General features: G+C 64.7%; 19 protein-coding genes and 1 tRNA gene. 9 read left to right on the top strand and 11 right to left on the bottom strand.

The window, feature by feature from the left end; all coding sequences use genetic code 11:
- On the top strand, nucleotides 1-212 hold a 212-nt coding region (locus ACTRWG_RS19120), incomplete at its 5' end, for a hypothetical protein (RefSeq protein WP_462829798.1).
- A 504-nt stretch (nucleotides 213-716) separates the two neighbouring features.
- Here the strand turns inward: ACTRWG_RS19120 and ACTRWG_RS19125 are convergent.
- Entirely contained in the window at nucleotides 717-2144 is a 1428-nt protein-coding gene (locus tag ACTRWG_RS19125) for a methyl-accepting chemotaxis protein (RefSeq protein WP_027236472.1), read from the bottom strand.
- Nucleotides 2145-2458: 314 nt separating this feature from the next.
- Here ACTRWG_RS19125 and ACTRWG_RS19130 point away from each other — a divergent pair, with 314 nt between their 5' ends.
- Complete coding sequence (locus tag ACTRWG_RS19130) at nucleotides 2459-3946, top strand: sensor histidine kinase (RefSeq protein ID WP_462829799.1); 1488 nt, start codon at nucleotides 2459-2461, stop codon at nucleotides 3944-3946.
- A 1-nt stretch (nucleotide 3947) separates the two neighbouring features.
- Nucleotides 3948-4409 (top strand): response regulator, encoded by a 462-nt coding sequence (locus tag ACTRWG_RS19135; RefSeq protein ID WP_027236470.1) that lies wholly within the window; start codon nucleotides 3948-3950, stop codon nucleotides 4407-4409.
- Nucleotides 4410-4575: 166 nt separating this feature from the next.
- Here ACTRWG_RS19135 and ACTRWG_RS19140 read toward each other — a convergent pair whose 3' ends face one another.
- The 5 genes from ACTRWG_RS19140 to ACTRWG_RS19160 all read right to left on the bottom strand — a co-directional run bounded on the left by ACTRWG_RS19140 (nucleotide 4576) and on the right by ACTRWG_RS19160 (nucleotide 9819).
- The gene (locus ACTRWG_RS19140) at nucleotides 4576-5655 is read right to left on the bottom strand and encodes a polyamine ABC transporter substrate-binding protein (RefSeq protein ID WP_462829800.1); all 1080 of its coding nucleotides are present in this window, start codon (nucleotides 5653-5655) and stop codon (nucleotides 4576-4578) included.
- Nucleotides 5646-7499, bottom strand: coding sequence for an ATP-binding protein (locus ACTRWG_RS19145; protein WP_084299575.1), 1854 nt, complete (start codon nucleotides 7497-7499; stop codon nucleotides 5646-5648). The genes ACTRWG_RS19140 and ACTRWG_RS19145 overlap by 10 nt, the downstream gene beginning before the upstream one ends.
- A 472-nt stretch (nucleotides 7500-7971) precedes the next feature.
- Nucleotides 7972-8048, bottom strand: a tRNA-Arg gene (locus tag ACTRWG_RS19150).
- 35 nt (nucleotides 8049-8083) lie between these two features.
- Nucleotides 8084-8608, bottom strand: a complete 525-nt coding sequence (locus ACTRWG_RS19155) for a GNAT family N-acetyltransferase (protein WP_051357798.1) — start codon at nucleotides 8606-8608, stop codon at nucleotides 8084-8086.
- 197 nt (nucleotides 8609-8805) lie between these two features.
- Nucleotides 8806-9819, bottom strand: a complete 1014-nt coding sequence (locus ACTRWG_RS19160) for a PhzF family phenazine biosynthesis protein (RefSeq protein ID WP_027236462.1) — start codon at nucleotides 9817-9819, stop codon at nucleotides 8806-8808.
- Nucleotides 9820-9902: 83 nt separating this feature from the next.
- Between ACTRWG_RS19160 and ACTRWG_RS19165 the strand changes: the two genes are divergently transcribed.
- Entirely contained in the window at nucleotides 9903-10841 is a 939-nt protein-coding gene (locus tag ACTRWG_RS19165) for a LysR family transcriptional regulator (RefSeq protein WP_051357797.1), read from the top strand.
- Between the two features lie 31 nt (nucleotides 10842-10872).
- Here the strand turns inward: ACTRWG_RS19165 and ACTRWG_RS19170 are convergent, their stop codons facing one another.
- Both ACTRWG_RS19170 and ACTRWG_RS19175 read right to left on the bottom strand, forming a co-directional pair.
- Nucleotides 10873-11514, bottom strand: a complete 642-nt coding sequence (locus tag ACTRWG_RS19170) for an alpha/beta family hydrolase (RefSeq protein ID WP_027236461.1) — start codon at nucleotides 11512-11514, stop codon at nucleotides 10873-10875.
- Nucleotides 11515-11613: 99 nt separating this feature from the next.
- On the bottom strand, nucleotides 11614-11925 hold the full coding sequence (locus ACTRWG_RS19175) for an ETC complex I subunit (protein WP_027236460.1): 312 nt from the start codon (nucleotides 11923-11925) through the stop codon (nucleotides 11614-11616).
- Between the two features lie 206 nt (nucleotides 11926-12131).
- On the opposite strand from ACTRWG_RS19175, the gene uvrB reads away from it, so the two are divergent.
- Both uvrB and ACTRWG_RS19185 read left to right on the top strand, forming a co-directional pair.
- Nucleotides 12132-14330 (top strand): excinuclease ABC subunit UvrB, encoded by a 2199-nt coding sequence (gene uvrB, locus ACTRWG_RS19180; protein WP_027236459.1) that lies wholly within the window; start codon nucleotides 12132-12134, stop codon nucleotides 14328-14330.
- A gap of 315 nt (nucleotides 14331-14645) precedes the next feature.
- Entirely contained in the window at nucleotides 14646-15278 is a 633-nt protein-coding gene (locus tag ACTRWG_RS19185) for a nicotinate-nucleotide adenylyltransferase (protein ID WP_084299567.1), read from the top strand.
- On the opposite strand, the gene ACTRWG_RS19190 is transcribed toward ACTRWG_RS19185, so the two are convergent.
- On the bottom strand, nucleotides 15258-16085 hold the full coding sequence (locus tag ACTRWG_RS19190) for a DMT family transporter (protein WP_027236457.1): 828 nt from the start codon (nucleotides 16083-16085) through the stop codon (nucleotides 15258-15260). The two genes, ACTRWG_RS19185 and ACTRWG_RS19190, sit on opposite strands and share 21 nt — an antisense overlap.
- 111 nt (nucleotides 16086-16196) lie before the next feature.
- On the opposite strand from ACTRWG_RS19190, the gene dacB reads away from it, so the two are divergent.
- A complete protein-coding gene (dacB, locus tag ACTRWG_RS19195; RefSeq protein ID WP_027236456.1) occupies nucleotides 16197-17681 on the top strand; it encodes a D-alanyl-D-alanine carboxypeptidase/D-alanyl-D-alanine endopeptidase in 1485 nt (494 codons plus the stop codon).
- Between the two features lie 124 nt (nucleotides 17682-17805).
- Nucleotides 17806-18528 carry a GNAT family N-acetyltransferase gene (locus tag ACTRWG_RS19200; RefSeq protein WP_027236455.1) on the top strand — a complete coding sequence of 241 codons (723 nt, stop codon included), beginning with the start codon at nucleotides 17806-17808 and terminating at the stop codon, nucleotides 18526-18528.
- A 15-nt stretch (nucleotides 18529-18543) separates the two neighbouring features.
- Here the strand turns inward: ACTRWG_RS19200 and ACTRWG_RS19205 are convergent, their stop codons facing one another.
- Nucleotides 18544-19434, bottom strand: coding sequence for a LysR family transcriptional regulator (locus tag ACTRWG_RS19205; RefSeq protein ID WP_027236454.1), 891 nt, complete (start codon nucleotides 19432-19434; stop codon nucleotides 18544-18546).
- A 101-nt stretch (nucleotides 19435-19535) separates the two neighbouring features.
- Between ACTRWG_RS19205 and ACTRWG_RS19210 the strand changes: the two genes are divergently transcribed.
- A complete protein-coding gene (locus ACTRWG_RS19210; protein ID WP_027236453.1) occupies nucleotides 19536-20033 on the top strand; it encodes a lactoylglutathione lyase family protein in 498 nt (165 codons plus the stop codon).
- Nucleotides 20034-20098: 65 nt separating this feature from the next.
- Here ACTRWG_RS19210 and ACTRWG_RS19215 read toward each other — a convergent pair whose 3' ends face one another.
- Complete coding sequence (locus ACTRWG_RS19215; RefSeq protein ID WP_027236452.1) at nucleotides 20099-20521, bottom strand: tellurite resistance TerB family protein; 423 nt, start codon at nucleotides 20519-20521, stop codon at nucleotides 20099-20101.
- Nucleotides 20522-20560: the final 39 nt, after the last annotated feature.

Consider the following 20560-nt stretch of genomic DNA (forward strand, 5'->3'; position numbering starts at 1 on the left):
TGTTCTATGGTGAGCAGCAGGGAGTCGCAACCCCTTTTTTGACGTTTTGGCGAATTTTCGGTCTCACCACTATGAAATTAAGTAAAATCAATATGTTGCACGCGATTTTCCTGCGACTTCAGTCCGCAGATCCAAACGTTCAAAGATTAGGGAAAGGTGAGTTTGGGACTCGTGTTGCAAGGCGCTACCAGATGTTGGGGGCCGAGACTTGAAGCACACAAGCCGAGCAGGAGAGGCGAGTCGAATCTACTCCGCAACCAGAACCGCAACCTTGCTGATTCCGCGCAGCCCGCCCCGCAGAAGCCGCCGGAGAGCTGAACAAGGCATGCACGCCAATGGCCTCATATGACAGGAGCGTTCCTTTATGCCTGCGCGGCGCGCGCAGAGACCGGGGAGCGCACAGACCTCCACCTTGCTGATCAGCCCGGCCGCCGGGCCGGCGTCTCCGGCCCTCCTCCGTAAACCTGGCAAGGAGCGGCTGGGCCGGGAAACCGCTCTGCGGTCCCCGCACTCTCAAATCCGCACTCATATATATATAGTGGAGGTGTGACGCTGCCGCCGTAGCCCCGCCCTTCCCCCTCGTAGACCTCAGCGGGCCGTGCCCCGGGGCGGAGCGGCACCGCATTATCGAATATGGCCCCGCAGGCGGCCCCGGCGGGGCCAGTTTACAGCCCCCCCGGGACTACGCCGCAACGGAGCGGCGCCCGTTGGACATCTCAGAAATCGTCCCAGCCCTGGGCGGCCGGCAGCACCTGCGCAGCAGCGGGTGAAGCCGCCGGGGCCACCCGGTCCTGAAACCCGGTAACAGGCGCCCGCTGGACCGGACGCTGCGCCGGAGCCGGGCTTGCGGCCGCCCTGAACTTGGAGACCTCCTGCGTCAGCTGGCTGGCATCGGAAGACAACAGGCGGCTGGCCGCAGAGGCCTGCTCCACCATTGCGGCATTTTGCTGGGTCACCTGATCCAGCTGCGAGACACCCAGATTGATTTCGCTCAGCGATGCTGCCTGTTCCTTGGCCCCCGCCGCAATGCCGCTGATGTGGGCCGAGATATTGCCGACGCTTTCGATGATCTGCTGCAACTCTTCGCCGGTCTTTCCAACCAGGTCCACACCGCCGGCCACCTGCTGCTTGCTCTGGCTGATCAGCTGCTTGATCTCGCCGGCTGCCCCCGCGGAGCGCTGTGCCAGCGCCCGCACTTCCGAGGCGACAACGGCAAAGCCGCGCCCTGCCTCGCCGGCCCGGGCCGCCTCCACCCCGGCATTCAAGGCCAGCAGGTTGGTCTGAAAGGCGATATCGTCGATCATCCCGATGATCTTGGCGATTTCCTCGGACGACGCCTCAATCTGCGACATCGCCGCGACGGCGTCCGTCACCACCCGGCCGCTGCGCTCTGCTGCGGTCTTGGCGTCGCTCACGATGACCTCCACCTTTTCCGCGCCTTCTGCGGAGGAATGCACTGTGCCGGTCAGCTCCTCGATGGCGGCGGCGGTTTGCTCCAGGGTTGCCGCCTGGCTCTCGGTGCGCTGAGACAGATCGCCGGCCGATCGGGAAATCTCTTCCGCGGTGCGCTCCACGGCCTCAGACACCTGCGTCACGGACCCGATTGCGGTTTCCAGCTGTTGGGCCGACTGGTTGAACGCCTCGCCCAGCGCCGCGATGTCCGCCTGCTCCGACAGCGCCACCCGGACCCCCAGGTCGCCCTGGCTCATCGCCTCCAGCCCCCGGGCGATTTCCTGCAGGCCGAGGCGCCGCTCTGTCACGTCGGTGGCCACTGTGACCACACGCTCAACAGCGCCGCCATCTCCGGTGACAGGCGCATAGGTGGCCTGGACCCAAAGGGTGGTGCCATCCTTGGTCACGCGCGGGAACTGCCCGGTGAAAACCTTACCCGACGCCAGGCCCGCCCAGAAATCCTTGTAGTCCGTGCTGGCGGCAAGCTCCGGTGCCACGAACATGGCGTGATGCTGCCCCGTGATCTCTTCCAGCTGGTAGCCTAGCGCGGCCAGGAAATTGCCGTTTGCCGTCAGAATGGTGCCATCCGGCGTGAACTGAACCGTGGCTTGAGTGGCGTCGACCATGTCTGCAATGAGCCTGGCACCGTTATCCTGCTCCGCCGGCTGTGCTGCCTTGAATTTGAAAAACAAAAAACTTCTCCGCGCATTCCTGATTCTTTGTGTTCGCGAACGGAGTAGCGCGATTTCGACAGAAATCTCTTAACACCGCCAACCAGCCTGCGGCGCAGCGGGCAGTGGCGCGCCCTGGCCATGAGCGGCAAAAGCCCGGCGGTTTAACGAAGAAACAACTTTTAGTTGCAATTGTGTTGAGAGGCCTCCCGGGAGGCTGTACCATGAGCCTGGCCTGATCAAGCGGCTCCGCGGCTGCGCTCCGGTATGCGGCACCACGTTGCCCTGCGATTTGGCCGCCGGCCCGACGCCCGGAAAAACGGGAAGCGACAGACATGACCCTTGCCAGCACCCTTGCCAGGCACTTTGAAGCAGACCAGCCCCCGCGTTGCCGCAGCAGCGTTGAGACCCGGGCGCAACTCACTGCAGCCCTGCTTGTCGCCGCAGGCTTTGTGTTCGACTACCTGACACCGCTCGGGGTGGCGGCAGGCCTGATATACACCGCTGTTGTCCTTTGCGCCGTCTGGGCTGGCAAGCCCGCCAAGGCCTACACCTATGCCGCGGCCGGAACCGCGCTCACGGTTCTTGGGTACCTGCTGTTTCCCCGTGCCGGAATCGATGAATGGATTGTGCTGACCAACAGGATTCTGACAGTAATCGCCCTGTGGGCCTTGGCCTTCGTTGTCTACCGGCAGAAATCCATCCAGGCATCGCTCGAACAGAAACAGAATGAGCTGGCGGCGATTCAGGACAACAGCATCGCAGGCCTGATCAACATTGATCCGCAGGGCACCATCCTGAGCTACAATCGTGCCTGCAAAGACATATTTGGCTACGGCCCCGAGGAGACCATTGGCCGGAATGTCAGAATTCTGATGCCCGAACCCGACCGTTCGGCGCATGACGGATATCTCCATAATTATCACAGTACCGGCCAGAGAAGGATTATAGGGAAAGGCCGCGAAGTGCGCGGACAGCGCAAGGACGGCAGCACCTTTCCGCTGCACCTTTCGGTCAGCAAGGTCCGGGTCGAAGATCACGTACTGTTCTGCGGCATTGTCCGCGACATCTCCGAACAAAAGCGCACTGAAGCGGAACGGGAGCGCATCATGGAGGAACTGGCCCGGTCAAACCGGGACCTGGATGATTTTGCCTATGTCGCCTCCCACGATCTGCGGGCACCGCTCCGGGTTATCGCCAACGCCTCCAGCTGGCTGGAGGAAGACCTGGCAGAAGAGCTGGATGAGGACAGCCGCGAAAATCTGGAACTGCTCCGCTCGCGTGTGGCGCGGATGGAACGGCTGCTGGATGACCTCCTCGAATATTCCCGGGCCGGCCGGAAGCAGGACAGCAGATACAAGCAAACCATGCCAGGCAATGAACTGATGCGCGAAGCTCTGATGCTGATCGACCAGCCGGAGGGGTTCACCATAAATACCGCCCCCGGCTTCGGCGCCATCCAATTGCCGAACATGCCGCTGAAACAGATATTCGCAAACCTGATTTCCAACGCGATCAAGCACAATGATCGCGGCGGCGGCACGGTCGACATAAGTGTGGAGGACGCCGGGGATCACTACTTGTTTTCGGTCGCTGATGACGGCCCCGGCATAGCCCCCGAATTCCACGACCAGATTTTCAAGATGTTCCAGACCCTGAAATCGCGCGACGAGGTCGAGGGCAGCGGCATCGGCCTGTCGATCATCAAGAAGCACCTGGAGCGCGCAGGCGGCACGATCTCGGTCCGGTCGTCTCCCGGAGAAGGCTGCGCATTCAGCTTCACTTGGCCCAAGCAGCAGGAGGTTCCGCAGGGAGGTGCTTGAGATGGAAACCCGCGATAGCCGAGCCCGCCCCCACGGGGACTTGAAGGTGCTTCTGGCCGAAGATGACGACGGCGATGCCAAAGCGGTCCTGCGGGCCTTCCGCAAGGCACGGGTCGCCAATGGTATCACCCGGGCGGTCGATGGCGTCGAGGCTCTGGACTATTTGCGGGGAACAGGCGGCAAAGAGCGGATCAAGGCGCCGTTTGTGCTGCTGGCAGATATTAACATGCCCCGCATGAACGGGATCGAACTTGTCCGGGAAATGCGAGAGGATCCCGAGCTCAGCAGCACAGTGGTTTTTTTCCTCACCACTTCCAGCCATGACCAGGATATCGACGCGGCCTATGGCCTGAATGCTGCGGGTTATATCGTCAAGGAAACGGCCGGGCGCGATTTTCTGCAGCTTGTTGGAATGATCGGCCGCTATTGGCGGATCGTCGAATTTCCCGCTGCGCACACCTGACACCCCGGCCGTTTGCCCGGCCTTTGCGGTCTTTCCCCGGCCTGAGCCAAAGCCGCGTCATCGCAGCCGGCGCCGCGCGCCAAGCGGCCTCCGGAAACGGGAGCCTTTGCGCGCTTTCACCGGACAGCCAAAGCGGCGGTGAAAGCCGCCCTGCCGCCTGATGCAGTTACATCCCGATCTGCAGCCGTCTCCAGCGGCGATCCAGAAAGCGCTTCTCCTCCCCGCTGCGGGGGGTGACGAGATAGAGCCTGCCGCGGACCTCTGGCGGCAGCGTGACGGCAGGGATCTCACGGCCAGGGCTGCCGGCTTCGGCGCGCGTGGACGTGATGCTGCTGACGGCATTGGTAAACAGCGCCGCTTGCGCCATTGTGTCCGGCCGGAGCAAGAAATCCACCAGCTGATGCGAGGCCTCAAGATCGCCGGCATCGCTTGGGATAACAAAAAGGTCGGCCCACAGATTGGTGCCCTCCCGGGGCATCACATAATGATACCGGTCCGTTCCCTGCTCCAGCAGCGGCGCCAGCCCGTCGGTGCTCCAGGTAACTGCCAGGCAGACTTCGCCGCCCAGCAGCGCGTCATACTGATCCACATCAAACGACCGGACATATGGGGCGATAGCGGACAGCACCTCAAAGGCCGCCTCCAGATCCTGCTCTGACCGCGATTGCGGATCCAAGCCGAGATAGACCAGCGCGGCCGCCACAACCTCCTCAACGGAATCGACGATCGTAATGCCGCAGTCCGCAAGCTTGCTGGCGTTGGCGGGGTCGAACACCAGCGCCCAGCTGTCAAGCGGCGCGTCCGGAAGGCGCTCCAGCACCGCGCTGCGGTCGTAGGCGATGCCGGTGGTGCCCCAAAGATACGGCAGGGCATAGCCTTCTGCCCGCGGCGTGGCGTCCAGGTACAGCTGCAGCAGCTGCTGGTCGATGGCCGCCGCGTTCGGGATGCCCGACACGCCGATCTGCTGGATCGCGCCCGCCTCCACCAGCCGGCCGACGGTTTCCGAGGACACCACCGCCAGGCCGTAACCGGTGCCGCGGGCAAGCAGCCGCGCCTCGGCCTCATCGGCTTCGCCGTAGGTATCCAGGACAAGCCTGGTGCCAGTGGCTTCCTGGAAACCCGCAACGGTTTCCGGGGCGATGTAGCCGCTCCAGTTGTACAGCAAGATCCGGCCGGGCTCGGCTGCGGCGGGAACAGCCATCGCAGCCGCAGCAGCCAGGGCTGCTGCGATCGTCGTCAGGCGCATTTTGAGCTTCCTTCAGTTTTTGCGCGGGCCTCTTCCGGCCACAGGCGGGTCAGGGCAGAGGCAAGCGCCGCTTTGTTGACCGGTTTTGCAAGATAGTCGTCCATGCCCGCGGCCAGGCCCTCGGCACGCTGTTCGCTCATCGCGTTGGCCGACAAACCGATGACCGGCACCGGCGGCAGACCCAGCTCCCGCTCCTTCGCCCTGATCGCCCGGGTGGCATCAAGCCCGTCCATTTCCGGCATCCGCACGTCCATAAGCACCAGATCGGGCTCCCAGCTGCGCGCCAGCCCGACGGCTTCAACCCCGTCGCCTGCAGTCATCACGGTGCAGCCCAAACGCTCCAGCATCTTGCCCGCGACCATCTGATTCACCCGGTTGTCGTCGGCGACCAGGACCTTTTTGCTGAAAGCGGCCCCGACCGGTCCGGGCTGGGGAACTTCAACGGGGGGCGGAACGGCTTCAACCGGGAACTCCACGGTGAATTCCGACCCTTCGCCCTCTGTGCTTCGCAGCGAAATCGTGCCGCCGACCGCCTTGGTCAGGTTCTTTACAATGGCAAGGCCCAGACCTGTTCCGCCAAACCGCGTGGTCGTGGTTGCATCGGCCTGTGCGAACTGCTCGAAAATCCGTTCCTGGGCTTCCGGCGGAACGCCGATCCCGGTGTCCTTCACGGCAATCCGGATCGTCCGCGTGCCGTCCTGCGCCGATGGCAGCTCCTGCAGCTTGACCTCAACCGAACCGTTCCCGGTGAATTTCAATGCATTGCTGATGAGATTGACAACAATCTGCCGGACCGCGGTGCCGTACCCCAGCACATGCCAATTGCCGCTCCCGGAACCTTCACTCAGTCTCAGGTCGATATTCGCGCTTTGGGCCCGCGCGGAAAACAGGTCAATGACCTCCAGGCACAGCACCCGGACATTGAACGCCTCGGCCTCCATCTCCAGCTTGCCGGCCTCGGCCTTGGACAAGTCCAGAACGTCGTTGATGATGCTCAGCAGGGAGTTTCCGCTGACGATCATCATGCGGATCATATGGCGCTGCTTGTCATCAAGCTCGGTATCGTTCAGCAGCTCCGCCAGGCCCAGCACACCGTTCAGCGGCGTCCGGATCTCGTGGCTCATCGTCGCCAGAAATACGGACTTCGCCTCCGACGCGGCCTCTGCCTTGCGCTGGCTTGCCTCGATCTCCGACTGCGCGCTGATGATGAAGCGCTCCATCGGCATATGCACGAACCGGGCAGCGACAAAGACGCCGATAGCCCCGATCAGCACGGCCGCTAGCGCATAGGTCAGCTGCGTTTCCGCAGCAATCCGGCCGGTCCGCACCTCGGCCTCCTTGGCCTCCATCAGCACCGGCAGCAGCCGCCTGGAAAGATTCGCGGCCAAGGCCGCGGCCTTGGCATCGGCTCCGGCCTGCCGGGTCCCGGCCGGTCCGGTCAGAAGCCCGGCCAGAAACACGATATCCCTAAGCTCAGATACCGGGTTCAGCGTCGGCTGGGACAGGATCTCCTGCGCCTGCGGCGAAAAGGCCCCCAACGCGTCAGGGCCGGTGAGTTCAGCCAGCGCGTCAGCTGCGGGCCCGGCGCTTCGCCGGATGCGCCCGCGCGCAATCAGCGCCTTCTGGCTTCCAGGGTCGTTCTTCAACTCATCAAACGCCAGCGTCAGCTCAGCCAGAGAGACCAGGATCTGGTCCAGCACCCTGGTGTTTTCCGCCCGCCGGGCCACACTGCTCTGCCCGGAGAGGGTGACGCAGAAGGCTGCCACTGCGGCGGCCAGCAAAATCGCCAGGGCGATTCCGCTGCGCAGCCGGAGATATCTTCGAGTGACACGCTGCTTTGTCATTTAACGTCCGTATTATTGTATTTAGGCAATTCGCTGCGGCCGTCCCGGCAGACTAGAGCTGGCCTTGCATCCTGAGAAGCGAATGTTGAGAACAATTTAAAAAACTGAAACAGAAACCTCAGCCAGTCTGCTTTATGGCGCAGCCTGGCAACACGGCTGCGCCTCCGCGGACCAGCGGCCTCTGGCCCATATGTTCAAAAAGTGAAACTCCGGCTGAACCAGCAAGCGGCGGGCCCGCACTGATGAAATCGCGCGGCAGGAGTTGCTGTTTCCAGGCGGTGGCCATGTCCGGCCTCCAGCCGCACCTCGCGCAGCTAGGAACACCTGCGCCGTTGCAGGCATGTCCGCACAGACCTTGGCCGGACCGCAAAACTGCTTCCTGCCGCGCTCAGTCTATGGGCAGCGGTCCTACTCTCCATCCTGTGCCCGCGCGGCAAGAAAAGCCGCAGGCACAAGGACACTGGATGAGGTATGGCGATCCCTGAAGGACTCGAACCCTCAACCTGCTGATTAGAAGTCAGCTGCTCTATCCAGTTGAGCTAAGGGACCGCGTGGCGCCAGTTATGACAGGCTCATGCCGGGGGTCAAGCCGCGGCGCGCAGGTCCAGGTGCATAAAGACCGACCAAGGATCCTCGCCGTAGTCCGCAAACGGTCCGCACTGCACAAATCCAAAGGATTCATACAACCGGCGCGACGGCAGGTAATCGTCCGTGGAGCCGGTTTCCAGATAGATGCCGGTGGCGTTTTCGCGGCGGGCCAGGGTCAGCAGGTAATCCAGCATCGCCCGCCCTGCCCCGCTGCCGCGGGCTTCTGCCAGCGTGTGCATGGATTTCAGCTCCCGCGCGCCGCCGCCCAGGGATTTCAGCGCCCCCATAGCAATGGCCTTGCCATCCTTGCGCGCCAGAAAGAACTGCACCCCGGGCCCTTCCAGCCCGCTGCTGTCCAGCGCATGGCAGCTTTCTTCTGGCGACTGCGCCGCCATTGCCGACAGATGCCGCCGGATGATCGCGGCGGCCTCCGGCTCTGCCGGGCTGGCCCGGCTGATCTCGATACCGGTCACCGGAACGCAGGCGCCTTCCGGGCTGCTTTGGTGCTGTGACTCAGCCATTTGGCCTCAACATCTTGACTTGGATCATCGCAAGCAGCCGGCGCAGCGCGCCAGCCTGGCACGAACCCTAACCGCTGTTTACTATCAGGGAAAGAAAATTCCCCAGCCCCATCCGCCGGGGAACCGGACCGCTGCGGGAGGCTGCAACGATCCGGAAAACCTGCGCATGAAACCCGGAAAGGCATCCGCCGCCGGCCTCAGGCCCGGTCCTGCAGGCTGATCTCCATTTCCTTCATCACCGCGCCGGACCCGCCCGCCATCAGGCCGGTAATCCGCCCGGCCTCCAGCTCCAGCTCAACGGTGATTTCACTGGGGGACGCGGGCACCATGAAGTGGCCCTGCTCGATCATCAGCTTGGGCTTGCGCACACCAAGGTGGTCATAGAGCGCGCAGGCCAGCGGCCCGGCGGCCATGCCGGTGGCCGACTCCTCAGCAATGCCATAGCGCGGCGCAAACATGCGTGTTGCAGCATCGGCAGCGGTTGCTGCGGGGTCTGTTGTGAACACGTAGAACCCGATCAGATCCAGCGCCTCGCTGATCGCCTCGATCTGCGGCTGCCGGGGCCGGATGGCCGCCAGGACGGAAGCGTCCTTGACCGCCACCAGCACAAAACTGTTGCCGGTATTTGCAAGCACCGGCGCAAAGCGCGGGTCCAGGCTGTCCTCGTCCAGGCCAAGCGCAGCGAGAACATCCTGCAGCTGAACAGCGCGATCCGCCCAATCGGCGGCCGTCTCGTAGCGCGGCGCCAGCTGCTCCATATAGGCTGCACCGTCCCGGATGATGATTTTCCGCGGCCCATCCACGGTTTCCTTGGAGGTTTCCCCCTCTTCCACCCGGCCAAGTTCGGCCAGATAGCTGAAGGTTGCGATGGTCGCGTGGCCGCAATGGGCGATGCGCCGGGCCGGGGTAAAGAAGTCCAGCTTGAACCCTTCGGTCCGGGAGCGGGAGACAAAGGCGGTCTCCGACAGCCCCACCTTCTGCGCAATCTCAAGCATTTGCGCATCGCTGAGGCCTTCGGCGTCCAGAACAACCCCGGCTGGATTGCCGCCGGTTGCCTGCACTTGCCCGCCGCCGTCGCGGCTGATCCGCCTCAGGTCCGCATCGCTCATGCCGTCGCGGCCGGCCTCAAGCAGCTCCGGCTCGCCGGTGTCGCGCCGTGTGACAAACCCGTTCACAATACGGGCGGTGACAGATGTAGTGGTCCGGGTCATGCTGCGAACTCCTTTTCATGAACTGATGCCAGCATGATCGAACTCTTGCTTCTGTAATACTGATATAACTATGATCAGCATTCATGAATGATCCTGACAGCCTCCTCCCCAGACTGCTGCAAAGCGCCCCCCTGCTGGAGGCGATTGCGGAAGAACAGAACTTCACCCGCGCCGCCCAGCGGCTGGGGGTAGAGCAATCTGCGGTCAGTCACCGGATCAAGGCGCTGGAGGGGGGCCTTGGGATGCCGCTGTTCGACCGCACCACCCGCCGGATCACCCCGACGGAGGCCGGGCGCATCGTCTGCGGCGCGGCGCAGCAAAGCGGCGGGATCTGGCAAGCCGCGCTGTTGCGGCTGCAGGACCTCAAAACCAGCCGCAGCCTGCGGCTGTCGGTGTCATCGTCGGTAGCCATGAAGTGGATCGTGCCCGCCCTGCAGCGCGCGCAGGACAGCGGCCTGGATCTGCTGGTCGACGTGGATGACCGCCTGGCCGACCTGCATGCGGGCGAAGCCAAGGCCGCAATCCGCTATGGCATGGGACCTTACCCGGGCCTGCATTCCGAGCCGCTGCTGCAGGCCGTGCTGCTGCCGGTCTGCCGGCCGGGGTATCTGGGCCCGCAATCCTTGCAGGACTATTGCCAGCAGCCCGGAGCGCGCCTGTTGGTCGACCGTTTCGGTGAAAGCGACGGCACCGGGTTCAGCTGGCAGGCCTATTTTGCCGGCCGCGGCTGGGACATCGGGTTCGAGCGGTCGAACAACGCCTTTGCCCGCGCCGACTTGGCCCTTCAGGCCGCCATCAGCGGCATGGGAATTGCCCTCGGCCGCAGCCTGCTGGTGGAACACGATCTGGAGGCCGGGTTTCTGGAGGCGGCCGGTGCGCCGGTCAAATCCCGCGCCCGCTACTGGCTGGTCACCACACCAGCCAACGCGGCCACCGAGGGGTATCAGGCCTTGCGCGGCTGGCTGCAGACCGAGGTTTCAGAGATGCGCAAACAGCAGGCCGCCTTGTTCAAGCTGCCGTGAAACCGCGCGCCCGCAGGCCGCTGCCAGGCGCTCACACCGCCGCCTTGACCCAGTGGGCAATTTCCTCAGCCGCAGTCTCCAGGTGCTGGTCCTGTGTCAGGCCGGTCACTCGCTTACGCGGCTTCAGGTCGTGGTCGCCGTCATTCAGCCAGCAAAACGCGACCGCATCGGACAGGTCATAAGACGCGGCCTCTGCCTGGGTGCCGAACGGGTCGCGGGTGCCCTGGCAGATCAGCGCCGGGGTTCTCAGCCCGGCCAGATGCGCGGTCCTCAGCTTTTCAGGTTTGCCTTGCGGGTGGAACGGGTAGCCAAGGCAAACCATGCCGCGGACCCGGTTCTGCGCCCAAAGATCATCTGCAATCAGGCTGGCAACCCGGCCGCCCATGGATTTGCCGCCGATGAACAGCGGGCCGCTGCACGCGAGCGCGTCTGCAGCACTGCGGAATTCCTCCTGCAGCAGCTCAACCTTCGGCGGCGGCCGTTTCGGCCCGCCGCTGCGCCGTTCTGCCATATAAGCAAACTCAAAGCGGGCAACCCGCAGCCCGCGAGCGGCAAGCCCCTCTGCGATAACGGTCATAAACGGCGTGTCCATCGCCGCCCCTGCGCCGTGGGCAAGAAGAATGGTGGCACGGCCCGGCACATCGCCGTTCAGCAAAAATCCGGGTTCATACATCGCGCGCTCCCCCTGCCCCGAAGAGACAAGGACCTCAGTCCCGGGAACCAGCGCAGCCCGGCCAACACAAACGCAACTGCTTGAGGTGCAGCGCTGGCCTCAGTGGGTCCAGGGGCCGCGGCGGTTGGTGGCGAAATTGTCGCCATAGCCGCCCGGGCGGATGTTGGGTTTGCGCTCCTTGGGCTCAACCACCAGCGCCTCGATACCATGGTCCTTGGCATACTCCAGCGCCGCTTCCTTGCTGTCAAAGCGCAAGCGCACCTGGCTCTGGGTGTCGCTGGAGGAGGTCCAGCCCATCAGCGGATCCACCTCGCGGGCGCTGGCAGGCGCGAATTCCAGAACCCATCTCCGCGTCTTCGCCATGCCCGAGGTCATGGCATTGCGTGCCGGCCGGTAAATCCGCGCTTGCATGGGCTGTCTCCTGGTGTCTCAACCTGTGAATCTCGAAGCTGCGCATTTATGCGCCGGATAGGCTGCTGCAGCAAGGTGGCAAATGCGCCGTATTTCAACGGTTTTGCCCCGCCGCCACAGGCTTTTGGCCGCAACAGGCCCCAATGCCCCCTTGAACAAGAACAAAAACAGACCAAAATCAGCGCGGTCCCCAACGGAGTCGCCCGATGCCCTATGCCCATTCCGACAAGTCCATGCCGATGATGACCCAGCGGGCGCCGCAGCAGCGGCCCAAGCTGGAGGGCGGCAGGCGCTTTGTCATGAACACCACCTTCGATCCGGCAGGCGACCAGCCCACCGCGATCAAGGAATTGTCCGAGGGCGTGCTGGAGGGCGAACGCAACCAAGTGCTCTTGGGCGCCACCGGCACCGGCAAGACCTTCACCATGGCCAAGGTGATTGAGGAAACCCAGCGCCCGGCGATCATCCTTGCCCCCAACAAGACGCTGGCGGCTCAGCTCTTCGGCGAATTCAAGGGCTTCTTCCCGGAGAACTCGGTCGAATACTTCGTCTCCTTCTACGACTACTACCAGCCGGAGGCCTATGTGCCGCGCTCCGACACCTATATCGAGAAGGAAAGCCAGATTAACGAGCAGATCGACCGGATGCGCCACTCCGCCACCCGCGCCCTGCTCGAACGCGACGACGTGATCATCATCGCATCTGTGTCCTGCATCTACGGCATTGGCTCGGTCGAAACCTACTCCGCCATGACACAGGACCTGAAGGCGGGCGAGATGTACGACCAGCGCCAGATCATGGCCGATCTGGTCGCCCAGCAGTACAAGCGCAACGACCAGGCGTTCCAGCGCGGCTCCTTCCGGGTCCGCGGCGACACGCTGGAAATTTTCCCCGCCCACCTGGAGGACCGCGCCTGGAAGCTCTCCTTCTTTGGCGAGGAGCTGGAGGCGATCACCGAATTCGATCCGCTGACCGGCGAGAAAACCGGCACCTTCGACCAGATCCGCATCTACGCGAACTCCCACTACGTGACGCCGAAGCCGACCCTGAACCAAGCCATCATCTCCATCAAGCAGGAGCTGAAACAGCGCCTCGAACAGCTGGTCGGCGACGGCAAACTGCTGGAGGCGCAGCGGCTGGAGCAGCGCACCAACTTCGACCTTGAAATGCTGGAGGCGACCGGCCACTGCAACGGCATCGAAAACTACTCCCGCTACCTGACGGGCCGCGCGCCGGGCGAGCCGCCCCCCACCCTGTTTGAATTCATCCCCGACAACGCCATCGTGTTCGCGGACGAATCCCACGTCTCCGTCCCGCAGATCGGCGGCATGTACCGCGGCGACCACCGGCGCAAGTTCACCCTGGCCGAACACGGCTTCCGCCTGCCGTCGTGCATGGACAACCGCCCGCTGAAGTTCGAGGAATGGGACGCCATGCGCCCGCAATCCGTCTTTGTCTCCGCCACCCCGGCCGCGTGGGAGCTGGAACAGGCGGGCGGCGTCTTCACCGAACAGGTGATCCGCCCCACCGGCCTCTTGGACCCGGAGGTCGAAATCCGCCCCGTCGGCATGCAGGTCGATGACCTCCTTGACGAAATCCGCAAGGTCACCGCCAACGGCTTCCGCACCCTGGTCACCACCCTCACCAAACGCATGGCCGAGGACCTGACCGAATACCTGCACGAACAGGGCATCAAGGTCCGCTACATGCACTCCGACATCGACACGCTGGAGCGGATCGAGATCCTGCGCGACCTGCGCCTCGGCGCCTTTGACGTGCTGATTGGCATTAACCTCCTGCGCGAGGGGCTGGATATTCCCGAATGCGGCCTGGTTGCCATTCTGGACGCCGACAAGGAGGGTTTTCTGCGCTCCGAGACCTCGCTGATCCAGACCATCGGCCGCGCCGCCCGCAACGCCGACGGCCGCGTCATCATGTACGCCGACAGGATCACCGGCTCGATGGAGCGCGCCCTGGGCGAAACCAACCGCCGCCGCGAAAAGCAGATCGCCTATAACGAGGAACACGGCATCACGCCTGAGACGGTCAAGAAAAACGTCGAGGACGTTCTGGCCGGCCTCTACGAGGGCGACGTGGACATGAACCGCGTGACTGCCACGGTCGGCAAGCCGATGCACGGCGCCAACCTGGAGGCGCATCTGAACGGCCTGCGCGACGACATGCGCAAGGCGGCAGAGAACCTGGAGTTCGAGGAAGCCGCCCGCCTGCGCGACGAAATCAAGCGGCTGGAGGCGGTGGACCTCGCCATTTCCAACGACCCGCTGGCGCGGCAATCGGCGGTGGAGGCGGCCTCCGAGGCCGCCGTCAAATCGCGGGGGCGGTCAACGGCGGGCAAGGCCGGGACACGGGCGTACCGGGGGAAATCGCAGAAGAAATTTTCGTAGGGCGGGTAAGCGGACGGCCATTCCACGGCTGCTGAAATAACCGGTGGGCGGAATCGCCCAATCCACCGGCTAGGCAGACAGCCTGCGTGCCACAGGATTGGCGCAGCAGTGGGAAACATGACTCTGGCATCCCCGCTGCCGCCTCACGCACCCAGGCGGCACTCACCCCGGCCCGCCGCTCGCGCGCACCCGTCCCGCCCCAGCTCCACCACTACCTTGGGGCCACGAACTCCAGCTGCCCTGGCTGGTTCCAGCCTTACCGCCACCCGCCGCAGGCCCCTGCGCACATCCGGCAATTGAACTCCCCGGAAATTTATGCGCATCAAGCTCCTCATGGTTTGCAAGCTGCCGCATATCCGCCCGGGCCACAGTGTCGGGCTGCTGGGGGGATCCTTTGATCCGCCGCACCGCGGCCATGCGGCGATTTCCCATGCCGCGCTCAAGCGTTTCGGGCTTGACCACCTGTTCTGGCTGGTGTCGCCCGGCAACCCGCTGAAGGCGCGCCAGCCGGCGCCGCTGGAGCGGCGGATCGCAGCGGCAGAGGACCTGATCCGGCACCCGCGCATCCACATCACCGGCATCGAGGCCGCGCTGGGCACCCGCTACACCGCCCAGACCCTGCGCCACCTGCGCCGCCGCCATCCCGGCGTGCGCTTTGTCTGGCTGATGGGGGCCGACAATCTGACCCATTTCCACCGCTGGAAAGACTGGCAGCAGATCCTGGACACGGTGCCCGTGGGGGTTCTGGCGCGGCCCGGGGACCGGATTTCGTCCCGGTTTTCGCCCGCGGCCCGGATTTACCGCCACGCAATGCTGAAAGGCAGCGAAAGCCAGCTGCTGGCGCGGGCGGACAGCCCGGCCTGGTGTTTCGTCAACCTGCCGATGGTGGATGTCAGCTCTACCGCCTTGCGCGCCCGCGGCGAATGGTCAGCGGCGCAGCAGGGCTGAGGCCAGACCGGCGCTGAGCACCACCGCCAGCCCGGCCCAGGTCCAGGCATCCGGCAGCTGGCTGAACACCGCCCAGCCCAGCCCCACAGCCGCCACCAGCTGGAAGTAGACCATCGGCGCCAGCTTGACCGCCTGCACCCGGCCGTAGGCAAACAGCAGCAGAAGGTTGCCCATCATCGAAAACGCCGCACTCCCCACCGTCAGCGCCGCGGTGACGGGCGAGAATTCCGGCAGGCTGGCAAGGCCCAAGGGCAGCATCAGCAACGCCGACAGCAGCAGCTGCGTCAGGCTCAGCTCCAGCGGCGAGCCCACCCCCGCCAGCCAGCGCGAACTGGTCAGGAACCCGCCATAGAAACAGCCCGCCAGCACCGCCCACAGCAGGTTGACCGAGCCGCCGAACCCCGGCCGCACCACCATCAGAACGCCCAGAAATCCCAGCGCCATCAATAGGCTGCGCAGCACCGTCGCCTGCTCCCGCAGCAGCAGCACCGACAGAACATAGCTGACCACCGGCCCGATGAAGAAGGCGGCAAAGACATTGGCCAGCGGCTCTGTCACCAGCGCCATCTGGATCGAAAAGATGCCCCCGGTCAGCAGCCCGGCCCGCATCCACAGCCGCCAGTCGCCCAGCAGCGTGAACGCCCGGCGCGGCACGAACGGCAGGATCAGCGCGGCACCGATCGAAAACCGCGACCAGGCCACAAATGCCGGCGTCGCCAGCCCGCTGCCGGTCAGCAGCTTCCCGCACAGATCACCCGCCGGGATCATTGACATGGCCGCAAACATGAGGATGACTGCCTGAAACATGGCTGCCAGCGGTAGCAGGACTTTTGATGGGGCAAAACCCCGGACCTTGCGGCGCAGCGGCGGGGAACGGGGATTGAAGAAGAGCGGGTCCGCACCTTAAAAATGAACAAGATGACTTCACGCCGGACGTTCCTTCTTTCCGGGCTTGCCGCAGTGGCGGGCTCCTCTGCGCTGGCCAACGCGCCTGCGGTGTCCCTGCGCCCTGTTTCGCGCAAGGTCAGCTCGCTGGCGGCCGGGGCCGACGGGCTGAAGGCGCTGCTGTCGCGGGCCAAACTGCCGGGCCATGCGGTCTGCGCGGTGGCGGATGTGAAAACCGGTAAGCTGCTGGAAGCCTCGGGCAGCGGCGAAGCGCTGCCGCCGGCCAGCGTCGCCAAGGCGCTGACAGCGCTTTATGCGCTGGACGTGCTGGGGGCGGATCACCGTTTCGAAACCCGCATCCTCGCCACCGGCGGCGTGGCGGGCGGCGTGGTGGGCGGCGATCTGATCCTGGCCGGCGGCGGCGACCCGATGCTGAACACCGACCACCTGGCGCTGATGGCCAAAGCGTTGAAAAACGCCGGTGTGCGCGAGGTGCGGGGCAGGTTCCTGGTTTGGGACGGCGCGCTGCCGCACGTGCGCACCATCGACCCGGAGCAGCCCGACCACGTGGGCTATTCCCCTGCGGTCTCCGGCATTGCGCTGAACTTCAACCGGGTGCATTTCGAGTGGAAGCGCGCCGCCAGCGGCTGGACCATCACCATGGACGCCCGGACTGAGAAATACCGGCCGGAGGTCGCCACCTCGCAGATGACGATCGCCTCCCGCAAGGGGCCGGTCTACACCTATGCGGAGAAGGCCGGAACAGATCAGTGGACCGTGGCCGGCAAGGCCCTGGGCAAGGGCGGCGCGCGCTGGCTGCCGGTGCGCAATCCGGGGGCTTATGCGGGCGACGTGTTCCGCACCCTGGCGCGGGCCCACGGCATCGCCCTGCCCCGGGCGAAAGCCGCCAGATCGCTGCCCCGGGCGCAGCTGCTGGCCCAGCATCACAGCCCGCCGATGGACGTGATGCTGAAGGCGATGCTGAAATACTCCAACAACCTGATGGCCGAGATGATCGGCATGGCCGCCAGCACCGCGCGCAGCGGGCGGCCTGCCTCGCTCAAGGCCTCCGCCGCGGAGATGAACCGCTGGGCGGGAGAAAAATACGGCATGTCCGGCACCCGGCTGGTGGACCATTCCGGCCTGGGGGAGGACTCGCGGATGACCCCGGCAGACCTCACCGGCGCGCTGGTGGCGGCCTACCGCTCCGGCCGGCTGAAACCGCTGCTGAAACCATTCCGGCTGCGCGACGCCAAGGGTCGCGTGGTCAAGGGCCACCCGATCAAGGTCGCCGCCAAGACCGGCACGCTCAACTTTGTCTCCGGCCTCGGCGGCTTCATGACCGCGGCCGACGGGACCGAACTCGCCTTCACCATCTTCACCGCGGATCTGAAGACGCGCGCCCGCATTCCGCGCGCCCAGCGCGAACGGCCCAAGGGCGCCCGCGGCTGGAACCGGCGCGCCAAGCAGCTGCAGCAGCAGCTGATTGAGCGCTGGGGCGCCGTTTACGGCAGCTGACAGCCGGGACTGGTCTGGAAAAATTATCCGTTACTGGACGTTTTGCCCAAACCAGCGGCATGGCAAATCCAGGCAAAGCGGCGGTGCGCGGGCACGGCGGCAGAGCTTTGCAAAGGATGCCCTTATGACGGACCACATCAACGACCTCGGCCAGCCCATCGGCGCGCCGCTGCCGCACTGGACCGGTGCCCGCCATCCCGGCCACATTGGCATGGAGGGGCGCTATTGCCGGGTTGAGCCGCTGGAGGCGGACCGCCACACCGCGGACCTGTTTGCGGCGTTCCGGCAGGACCGCACGGATGCGATCTGGACCTATGTGCCCTATGGCCCCTTCGCCACCCACGAGGAACTGCACACCTGGGCCGCGAAAGCCAGTGGCGTCGAGGCGCAGCCCTGTTTTGCCATCGTGAACGGCGCCAGCGGCAAGGCAGAGGGCATCGCCAGCTACATGCGCATTCAACCCGAACATGGCGTGATCGAGGTGGGCGGCATCACCCTTGCCCCGGCGCTGCAGCGGACACGGGCGGCGACCGAGGCGATGTATTTGATGATGGCGCGGGTGTTCGATGAGCTGGGTGACCGCCGCTATGAGTGGAAATGCGACGCCCTGAACGCCCCCTCCTGCCGCGCGGCGGAACGGCTTGGCTTCACCTATGAGGGGCTGTTCCGGCAGGCCATCGTCTACAAGGGCCGCAACCGCGATACCGCCTGGTATTCCGTGCTGGACAGCGAGTGGCCGCAGCTGGAGGCGGCTTTCAAGGCCTGGCTCGACCCCGGCAATTTCGATGCAGAAGGGCAGCAGAAGCGGAGCTTGGCCCGGCTCAGGTCAGAGCACGCCGGGGCATGAGCGGCGCAGGTCCCTCTATGCCAGCTCCGCCGCCACCTCTTTTGCCAGGCGCTTTATGCGCTGCAGCCGGGCGCTCAGCGGGCGCCCCTTGCGGAAGGTGAGCCACAGCCCGTGGCGCCGCGGTTTGGGCAGCGGGATCACCGCCAGCAGATCCCGCTGCGCATAGGCCTCAACCCCGCTGCGCGGCAGCAGCGTATAGCCGATGCCGCGCGCAACCGGGTCCAGGATCTGGCCGATCTGGTTGACATAGGTCCGCACGCGCAGCCGGTCCGCGCCCCGATAGGCATCCGGGAAATTCTGCGACAGCAGCTCATCCGCATGGGCAAAGCCATCGGGATGGGCGACAAACCCGCGTGCCTCCAGAGCCTCGAAAGTCACCTCTGCACCCGCATCAAGGCTTGGCAGCACAAGGCACAGTTCTTCCTCTCCCAGATGCTCCGCCTCCAGCCGGGGGTGGCCGGGGTCGTGGTCCAGAATGCCCAGATCGAACGCTCCGTCCAGAAGGCCGCGTTTGATCGCGGCTTGCGGCGCCGCTTCCAGATGCGCCGCAAGGTCCGGCGCCGCCTCCAGCAGTTCCAGAATGCGGGGGTACAGCAGCGTTGCAAAGCTGCCGGAACAGGCGATCCGCACCTCTCCAGCATCGGGGCTGTCGGTGGCGATGGCCTCTCTCAGACGGTGCTCCTCATCTCGGCGCGCCTGTCCCAGCGCCCGCACCGCCTCCCCCGCGGGGGTCAGCGAGAAGCTTTTGCCGTCCTGCGCGATCAGCGCCTGCCCCAGCTGCGCCTCCAGCTTGCGCAAGTGCTGCGAGACGCCCGGCTGGGTCATGTTCAGCCGCTGCGCGGCGCGGGTGAAATGGCCGGTCTCAGCCAGCGTCGTGAAGGTTTCAAGCCAGATGGCGTTCAGCATAAATCATACCGCGGCATTATCATTTCCATGCAAAATGATAATTTCACAGAAAGCAGTGCAGTGTCTACCTTTCTGCCATCCCAAGCATGAGGAGACCAAAGATGACCACCACACCCAGAACTTTCTCCCACATCGGCCTGTCGGTGCCGGACCTTGACGCGGCCGTGAAGTTCTATTCGGACGTCATGGGGTTTTACGTTCTGATGCAGCCCAGCGAAGTGACCGAAGACGACAGCGCCATCGGGCAGATGTGCACCGACGTGTTCGGCCCCGGCTGGACCCGCCTGCGCATCGCGCATCTGTCCACTGCGGACGGCATCGGCATCGAACTGTTCGAATTTGACGGCAACGAGGCGCCGCAGGACAACTTCCAGTACCGCAAGCACGGGACCTTTCACTTCGCCGTGCAGGACCCGGACGTCGAGGGGCTGCTGGAAAAGATCGTCGCGGCCGGCGGCAAGCAGCGGATGCCGGTGCGGGAATACTTCCCCGGCGAGAAACCCTACCGCATGGTCTATGTGGAAGACCCTTTCGGGATCATCTTCGAGCTCTACAGCCACAGCTATGAGCTCACCTATTCCGCCGGCGCCTACAGCTGACGGCAGGCGTTGCCCCGGACCCCTGCCCCGGGCAATGCCGCTCTGTTTGAAGCCTCAGACGGCGGTCAGACCATGTGCCGCGCACGGGCGCCGCGTTCGATCGCGGCGGCGTGCAGCCGGTCGATGTTCAGCTCATAGCGGACCTCGGCCAGGAACTCGAGCTCAGTCTCGCCCAGGATGCCATCGGCGGCGGCCACGTCGCAGGCCAGCGCATAGCCGGTCTCATACAGCCGCTCCGGCAGGTCATCGCGGATCAGGCCGAACAGCGCCTCCAGCCCGTCCTCCTGCTCGAACAGGTCGAACACGGTGCGCGATACCCGGCTCACCCGGTCGATATCGTAGTCGGCAAAAACCGGCAGCATGTTCACCGCCGATTGAATCTTGACCAGCTCCGCGGTGCGGATGTTTTCGTCCGAGGCCGAGACCGCCACCATCAGGGCCACCAGGCAGTCCTGCGGGGTCATCGGATGCGGGGTTTGCTCACTCATGGACGAAATCCTTATTTGCGCGGTATTGACCCCGGCAGG

This window comes from Leisingera sp. G5_S3_59_S7, assembly GCF_054968485.1.